This window comes from Noviherbaspirillum autotrophicum (assembly GCF_000818395.1).
Classification (GTDB): Bacteria; Pseudomonadota; Gammaproteobacteria; order Burkholderiales; family Burkholderiaceae_D; genus Noviherbaspirillum; species Noviherbaspirillum autotrophicum.
The window spans coordinates 2,941,009-2,948,964 of the sequence record NZ_JWJG01000028.1; the positions used below are offsets into that span (position 1 = coordinate 2,941,009).

Here is a 7,956-nt window from a genome sequence, read left to right on the forward strand (position 1 = left end):
GGCAACAGATGGCCAAATTCTTTATCGACCGCCCGGTATTTGCCTGGGTGATCGCACTCTTCATCCTCCTGGCCGGCGCGCTGTCGATCACGAAGCTGCCGGTGGCGCAATATCCGACCATCGCTCCGCCGTCGGTGGTCGTCACCGCCGTCTACCCGGGTGCATCGGCCCAGACGCTGGACGACAGCGTGGTCAGCTTGATCGAACAGGAAATGAACGGCGCCGACGGCCTCTTGTACATGGAGTCGCAAAGCGAGGCGAACGGCCAGGCAACCATCACCATCACCTTCCAGGCCGGCACCAATCCCGATCTGGCGGCAGTGGACGTGCAGAACCGCTTGAAGCGCGCCGAACCGCGCTTGCCGCAGGCCGTCACGCAGCAAGGCGTGCAGGTCACCAAGGCACGCAGCAACGTGCTGCTGTTTACCACGCTGTCGTCGACCGACGGTCGGCTCGACCCGGTTGCACTGGGCGATTATCTGTCGCGCAACGTGTTGAATGAGATCCGCCGCGTGCCCGGCGTCGGCCAGGCGCAGCTGTTCGGCACCGAGCGCGCCATGCGCATCTGGATCGACCCGGCCAAGCTGGTCGGCCTGAAACTGACACCCGGCGACGTCGCCGCCGCCATCCGCGCCCAGAATGCGCAAGTGGCTTCCGGCACCCTCGGCGACTTGCCCACCACCGGCTCGCAGCAAATCGCCGCCCAAGTCGTGGTGACAGGCCAACTGGCCACGCCGCAGGAATTCGGCAACATCGTGTTGCGCGCCAACCCCAACGGCTCGACCGTGCGCCTGCGCGACGTCGCCCGAGTCGAAATCGGCGGGCAGTCCTATGCCACCTCGGCGCGACTGAACGGCAAGCCGACGGCCGCCATCGGCGTCATGCTGTCGCCGACGGCCAACGCGCTCCAGACCGCCAAGGCGGTGCGCGCCAAAATGGATGAGCTGTCGCGCTACTTCCCGACCGGCGTGAAGTACGACATCCCGTACGACACCTCGCTGTTCGTGCAGATCTCGATCGAGGAAGTGGTCAAGACCCTGCTGGAAGCCGTGGTGCTGGTGTTCCTGGTGATGTACCTGTTCCTGCAGAACATGCGCTATACGCTGATCCCGACCATCGTGGTGCCCGTCGCCTTGATGGGCACCTTCGCCGCCATGTCGGCCTTCGGCTTCTCGATCAACGTGCTGACCATGTTCGGCATGGTGCTGGCCATCGGTATCCTGGTCGACGACGCGATCGTGGTGGTGGAAAACGTCGAGCGCATCATGAGCGAAGAAGGCCTGTCTCCGCGTGACGCCACGCGCAAGGCGATGGGGCAGATCACCGGCGCGATCATCGGCATCACGCTGGTACTGGTCGCCGTGTTCATCCCGATGGCCTTCTTCGGCGGCGCGGTTGGCGCAATCTACCGCCAGTTCTCGCTGTCGATGGTGTCGTCCATGCTGTTCTCGGCGCTGATGGCCTTGTCGCTCACGCCGGCGCTGTGCGCCACGCTGCTCAAGCCGGTCGAGGCCGGCCACCATCATGAGAAGACAGGTTTCTTCGGCTGGTTCAACCGCAGCTTTCACCGTACCGCCACCGGCTACCAGGGATTTATCGCGAAGATCCTCGGCAAGACCGGGCGTTACATGGTGATTTACGGCGTCATCATTGCCTGCGTCGCGCTGCTGTATGTACGCCTGCCCTCCTCCTTCCTGCCGATCGAAGACCAGGGCTACCTGATCACCAACGTGCAGCTGCCGCCGGGCGCGAGCGTCAATCGCACCAAGGCCGTCATCGAGCAGGTCGAGCAGTACTACCTGAAGCAGCCGAGCATCGCGCGCACCGTTGCCGTGTCCGGCTTTTCCTTCTCCGGCAGCGGGCAGAATGCCGGCCTGGTATTTACCCCGCTCAAGGACTGGAGCGAGCGCGGCAAGGGCGAGTCTGCCACCGAGATCGCGGGACGCGCGTTCGGCGCGCTGTCGCAGATCCGCGACGCGATCATCTTCCCGGTCAATCCACCGCCGATCCGCGAACTCGGCAACGCCACCGGCTTTACCCTGCGACTGCAGGACCGCGGCGGCAACGGCCACGATGCATTGCTCGCCGCGCGCAACCAGCTGCTCGGCATGGCTTCCAAGAGCCAGGTGGTCAAGGGCGTGCGACCGGAAGGACTGGAAGACACGCCGCAGCTGCAGCTCGACATCGACCGTGACAAGGCGAATGCGCTTGGCGTGTCGTTTGCCGACATCAACAGCGCGCTGTCTAACGCGATTGGCTCTGCTTACCTGAACGACTTCCCGAATCAGGGCCGCCAGCAGCGCGTTATCCTGCAGGCGGATGCCCCGCAGCGCCTGCAGCCGGAAGACCTGCTGCAGCTGTACGTGCGCAATGTCCAGGGCAACATGGTGCCGTTCTCCTCGTTCGCCAGTTCGCACTGGAATACGGGGCCGGTGCAGCTGGTGCGTTACAACGGCTACCCGGCGATGAAGATTTCGGGCGATGCCGCGCCGGGGTACAGTACCGGCGAAGCGATGGCAGAGATGGAAAAACTGGTGGCGCAGCTGCCGGCCGGTTTCGGCTACGAATGGACCGGCGGCTCGCTGGAGGAAAAAACTTCCGGCTCGCAGGCACCGGCGCTGTTTGCGCTGTCGCTGGTCGCCGTCTTCCTGGTGCTGGCAGCGCTCTATGAAAGCACCTCGATCCCGTTGTCGGTGCTGCTGGTGGTGCCGCTCGGCGTGCTTGGCGCGCTGCTCGGCGCCACGCTGCGCGGCATGCCGGACGACGTGTACTTCAAGGTCGGCCTGATCGCGATCATCGGCCTGTCGGCCAAGAACGCGATCCTGATCATCGAGTTCGCGAAGGACTTGCAGGCGCAAGGCAGGAGCCTGATCGACGCCACGCTGGAAGCGGTGCACCTGCGCTTCCGCCCGATTATCATGACCTCGCTCGCATTCATCCTCGGCGTGCTGCCGCTGGTGATCGCATCCGGCGCCGGCTCGGCCAGCCAACGTGCCATCGGCACGGGCGTAATGGGCGGCATGATTACCGCCACCGTGCTGGCGGTGTTCCTGGTACCGGTGTTCTTCGTGGTGGTGCGCAGGATCTTCAAAGGCAGCGAACGCCAGCAGCGCATGTATGCGGCGCACTTGCAACAAATCGAGGAAGGCAAGCATGACTAAACAACTGACATTGGCGCTGCTTGCGGCCGGCGTGCTGAGCGCCTGCTCGCTCGCGCCGAAGTACGAACGCCCGCAAGCGCCGGTGGCATCGGCCTACCCGACGCAGGCTGGCGAACGCAACGGCGACGCGACGGCCATCGGCTGGCGCGAATTCTTCCCGGACCAGCGGCTGCAGTCGCTCATTGCTACCGCGCTGGAAAACAATCGCGACCTGCGCATCGCCGCGCTGCGCATCGCGGAAGCGCGCGCGTTGTACAACATCCAGTCGGCCGACCTGTGGCCGAGCCTGAATGCCACGGCAAGCGGCACGCGTGCGCGCACGCCCGCCAGCCTGTCGTCGACGGGTAGCGCGATCGTGGGCAGCAGTTATCAGGTCGGCTTGAGCCTTGCCTCGTTCGAACTGGATTTCTTCGGTCGCGTGCGCAACCTCGACAATGCTGCACTGGCGCAGTACCTGGCCACCGAAGAAGCCGCGCGCTCGGCACGCATTTCGCTGGTGGCGGAAGTCGCCAAAGCCTACCTCACCGAGCAATCGCTTGCGGAACAGCTTGACCTGGCGCGCAAGACCATGGAAAGCCGGGATACCGGCTACAAGCTGGCCAAGCAGCGCTTCGACGTTGGCGCCTCGTCCGCGCTCGACCTGCGCCAAAACGAGATCCTCGTTCAATCAGCGCGCGCATCGCTCGCCACTCTGACGCGGCAGCGGGCGCAGGCAACGAATGCGCTAACGCTGTTGGTCGGCAAGCCGCTGGGGGACCTGCCGCAGGAAAAGACGCTGGCGGAACAGACTATCGTCACCGATATCCCGGCCGGCCTGCCTTCGGACCTGCTGGCGCGGCGCCCCGATATCCGGGCGGCGGAACAGCGCCTGAAAGCAGCCAACGCCAACATCGGCGCGGCACGCGCGGCATTCTTCCCGCGTATCTCGCTCACGGCAGGCATCGGCACCGCCAGCCGGGAATTGTCGGGCCTGTTCGACTCCGGTTCGCAAACATGGTCGTTCGCGCCACAGCTGGTGCTGCCGCTGTTCGATGCCGGCCGCAACAGGGCCAACCTGTCGCTGGCGGAGGTGCGCAACAACGTCGCCGTAGCCGACTATGAAAAATCGATCCAGATCGCGTTCCGCGAAGTCGCCGACGCCTTGGCGGCGCGTGCCACGCTGGACGAGCTGATCGATGCCCAGCGCCTGGTCGCCGAGGCGCAGTCCGCGCGGCTGAAACTGGCCGATCAGCGCTATCAGAATGGCGTCGCCAGCTCGCTCGACGTGCTGGATGCGCAGCGCGAACTGTTTTCGGCACAGCAGACGCTGATTCAGGCGCGCCAGTTGAAGCTGACGAATGCGATCGACCTGTATCGCGCCTTGGGCGGCGGATTGAAGGAAACCTCAGAGGGACCGGCAGCGGCGCAATAAGGCTGGCGAAAGAAGGGGCGGCACGGGGCGATGATTTCGCCCGCGTTGCGTGCTAGTGCAGCAGAGGCGCAACGAGTGCCATCGTCCGCGCAGTCGCGCCGCGATGCTGCTGCGCGAACGCCAGCGCCTGCCGCCCCATACGCACACGTTCGGCGTCGTCTCGCAGTAGCTTGCGGGCGCAATCGATCATTGTCGGCGCATCGTCCAGCCGCAGGGCCGCGCCGGCTTCGATCGCATCGTCGCTGACTGCGCTGAAATTGAAGGTATGCGGCCCGACCAGCACCGGCTTGCCGACGGCGCAGGCCTCGATCAGGTTCTGCCCTCCCAGCGGCAGCAGGCTCCCCCCAATGAATGCCACGTCGCACGCTTCGTAATAGGCGAACATTTCCCCCATCGAATCCCCCAGCAGGATTTGCACGTCCGGGGCAACCGCTTTATCGCCTAATGCCGAACGCCGCTGCAATTTGAAGCCGTGCGACGCAATCATGCTGGCGACTTCGTCGAAACGTTGCGGATGGCGCGGCACGATCACGACCAGCCCATTGTCCGCGTCGGCGCCGCCCAGTGCATCGAGTATCAGCGTCTCTTCCCCTTCGCGCGTACTGGCGCACAACAGCACTTTGCGCTGTCCCATCCGAGCACGCAACAGCGCGCCTTGCGCGATCATTTCCGGCGGCGGCGTTACATCGAACTTGATGCTGCCGGTAACCTGCACAAGGGGCGCACCAAGCTTCCGTATGCGCGCGGCGTCGGCTTCGGTCTGCGCCGCAACGCAAGTCAGGCTGCGCGCCGCTTCCGTCATCAATGCGGCAAGCCGCTTGGCCTTGCCCAGGGAACGCTCTGACAGGCGCGCATTGGCCAGCATAACCGGAACGCGGTAACGTGCACATTGCGCCATCACGTTCGGCCACACTTCCGTTTCCATCAGTACGCACAGCCGCGGAGAAAAGTGGCGCAGAAACCGGCCGACCATCCAGCCGGTATCGTACGGCAGATAGCTCTGCATAACGCGCGCACCATGCTTGCCGAAGAGCGTGTGCCCTGTTTCCCGCCCAGTCGCCGTCATGTGCGTGAGCAAAATGCCGTGCGCCGGGTAGGCATGAAGCAGTGCCTCGATCAAGGGCTGGGCGGCACGCGTCTCGCCGACCGACACTGCATGGATCCAGATCAGCGGCATCGTCGTGGTGCGCTTGCCGTAGAACCCGAAGCGCTCGGCCATGTGCTGCCGATAACCGGGCTCCTTGCGCCCACGCCACCACAGGCGCGCGAGCACGATCGGCAGCGCCAGCCACCAAGCGACGGAATAGAGAAAACGCATCAGATCAGCGAGCGGCCAGTCAGCCGCGAAAGGATGGCGAGCGGGCTGGCGTCGGGGTTGTATTGCTGCGCAACCGGCAGGTGGAAAGTCTGCTCCATCATGTACTGCCCCGAGGTCACCGCGTGCGAGGTCTGGTCGGAAAAGCATACCCACACCGAGCCGGGCGGGAATGGCACTTCGACTTGCGGCGCTTCTTTTTGATATTGCAAATCGGATTTCATGCCGTCATGCAGCTGCAGCCTCAAATGATCGTATTCGCTGCGCAGCGCCTTGGTGACGTGCAATGCGTGGAGCGCCTTCGCCTGCCAGCGGGAATATGGTTTGCTGCGCGGGAGGAAACGCTTGGCGACCGCTTCAAAAGGTTCGCCGACGCGCCACACGCGCGCTGCACCGTTGGGATTGATATTGGTAAAGACACGCAAAATGCGCTCGCCATGATTCGGGCGTGACGGGAAAGCATCGACATGCAGGCGTCGGTCATCGGCACGCCACGACTGGCTTCGCGATTCGACTTGGGATGGCCGGTAGCTTGTCGGCGCCAAGCGCAACGCGCTCGTATAGCGCGGCAGCAGCGAATGAATCAATATCTGCGCCTGCGCGCGAAAGCGTCCGATCATTGCCGCCAATTCTTTTTGTGCTGTGGCGTCGCCTGTCGCGCCTTTGAGGCTGCCGTTGGCATCGAGACTGATATTACGCGTGTTCGGATCGCGGATTTCCGGCGTGAGGAAACGTTTTTCCGCGTCCGTCAATTGGAATCCAAGGCGTGGAAAATACAAAACCTTGCCGGCCTCCAGTGCATGAATCCATGCATCCTGCGGCGCAGCGATCCGCCATTCGGCACTATCGATTTCAATGATTTGCTGTTCCATGACCGCTATTATGCCGTGCCGGCGGGAGCGGAGACATGTGCAGGGCCAAGCAGGCGGTCGACAGCTTCCTGGACTTGCTCAACGGTTGGCGGCATGCCAAGGTCGCCCAGATTGACGATGTTGGAAGACCAGTTTCCTTCCGTCTTCCAGCGTGGAGAATCGCAATACAGCTCAATGGTCGGCCGGTTAAACGCAGCGGCAATATGGGTGAGGCCGGTATCGACGCCGACCGCGAGTGCAGCGCGTTGTGCGAGGATAACGGCATCCATCATCGGCAGCTTCGGCAAGACCACTGCATTTTCCATCTGGGCAGCCAGTTGCTGCGCCACTTGCCTCTCCTGTTCGTTCCCCCAGGGAAGCAACACGGGTAAGCCGCGCGCGTTCAAGCCGCGCGCAATCCGGACCCAGCTGGCGTTGTCCCAACGCTTTGCGTCGCGCGCCGTACCATGAAAAAACACGGCATAAGGCCGGGCTGGCAGCCATGCTGCATGTGAGGCATCCGGAGCCTGCAGATTGAAGTCGGCTGCGGTGTCGACCTTGTATCCCAGTGCTGCGGCAGCAACCAGACGTGCCCGCTGCACTGCATGCGTGCGCGGGTCGAGTTGGATGCTCGAGGTATGAAAAATGCGCGATATGCCTTCGTAGCCAGAGCCTTCGGTGGCATTTGCCAGGCCGATGCGTCGGCCTGCCGGAGCAAGTTGTGCCATGCCCATCACCATGCCGGTCTTGAACAACCCCTGGGTATCGAACACCAGGTCGTAGGATTCGGCACGTAATGCATGATAAAACGCGCGCATTTCCGCGCGCGTTTTATTGGAAAGCAAGCTCTTGCGCCAGCGGCGCAACGCGAATGGAATGATGTTATGCACACCGCGGTTCAAGCGCACCAGGCTGGCATACGCCTCTTCCACCACCCAGTCGATCCGTGCATCTGGATAATGGCGCAGGATATCGGCCAGCATCGGCATGTTGTGCACGACGTCGCCCAGCGACGATACCCGTACGATCAGAATTTTCACTACAAATCAGCTTTCATCAACCGCTTTTAGAATGGCAGCGCCGCATCCGGTTTCGCAGCCAGTAGCGCAGTTCGGAATTCATTCTGGATTCGCCTGAGCGCCTCTTCCGACTCGCCTTCGAAGCGCATCACGACCACCGGCGTGGTATTGGACGAGCGCGCCAGCCCGAAGCCGTCCG

General features: G+C 63.3%; 5 protein-coding genes and 1 pseudogene. 2 read left to right on the plus strand and 4 right to left on the minus strand.

Going from position 1 to position 7,956, the window contains the following annotated elements; all coding sequences use genetic code 11:
• Window positions 1–8: 8 nt before the first annotated feature.
• Window positions 9–3,161, plus strand: a complete 3,153-nt coding sequence (locus TSA66_RS14825; RefSeq protein ID WP_040040542.1) for an efflux RND transporter permease subunit — start codon at window positions 9–11, stop codon at window positions 3,159–3,161.
• Window positions 3,154–4,572: an efflux transporter outer membrane subunit gene (locus tag TSA66_RS14830; RefSeq protein ID WP_040040543.1), complete on the plus strand. Its 1,419-nt coding sequence runs from the start codon at window positions 3,154–3,156 to the stop codon at window positions 4,570–4,572. Before TSA66_RS14825 ends, TSA66_RS14830 begins: the two co-directional genes overlap by 8 nt.
• A gap of 52 nt (window positions 4,573–4,624) precedes the next feature.
• On the opposite strand, the gene waaA is transcribed toward TSA66_RS14830, so the two are convergent.
• The 4 genes and pseudogenes from waaA to TSA66_RS27000 all read right to left on the minus strand — a co-directional run.
• Entirely contained in the window at window positions 4,625–5,890 is a 1,266-nt protein-coding gene (waaA, locus tag TSA66_RS14835; RefSeq protein ID WP_040040544.1) for a lipid IV(A) 3-deoxy-D-manno-octulosonic acid transferase, read from the minus strand.
• The gene (locus TSA66_RS14840) at window positions 5,890–6,759 is read right to left on the minus strand and encodes a Kdo hydroxylase family protein (protein ID WP_040040545.1); all 870 of its coding nucleotides are present in this window, start codon (window positions 6,757–6,759) and stop codon (window positions 5,890–5,892) included. Before TSA66_RS14840 ends, waaA begins: the two co-directional genes overlap by 1 nt.
• 8 nt (window positions 6,760–6,767) lie before the next feature.
• Window positions 6,768–7,778 (minus strand): lipopolysaccharide heptosyltransferase I, encoded by a 1,011-nt coding sequence (gene waaC / locus TSA66_RS14845; protein ID WP_040040546.1) that lies wholly within the window; start codon window positions 7,776–7,778, stop codon window positions 6,768–6,770.
• A gap of 26 nt (window positions 7,779–7,804) precedes the next feature.
• A pseudogene (locus TSA66_RS27000) lies at window positions 7,805–7,956 on the minus strand (phosphomannomutase/phosphoglucomutase); the annotation flags it as partial.

Coding starts and splice junctions, on each gene's coding strand:
- waaA (WP_040040544.1), bottom strand. CDS start 5,890: ATGCGTTTTCTCTATTCCGTCGCTTGGTGGCTGGCGCTGCCGATCGTG.
- TSA66_RS14825 (WP_040040542.1), top strand. CDS start 9: ATGGCCAAATTCTTTATCGACCGCCCGGTATTTGCCTGGGTGATCGCA.
- TSA66_RS14830 (WP_040040543.1), top strand. CDS start 3,154: ATGACTAAACAACTGACATTGGCGCTGCTTGCGGCCGGCGTGCTGAGC.
- TSA66_RS14840 (WP_040040545.1), bottom strand. CDS start 6,759: ATGGAACAGCAAATCATTGAAATCGATAGTGCCGAATGGCGGATCGCT.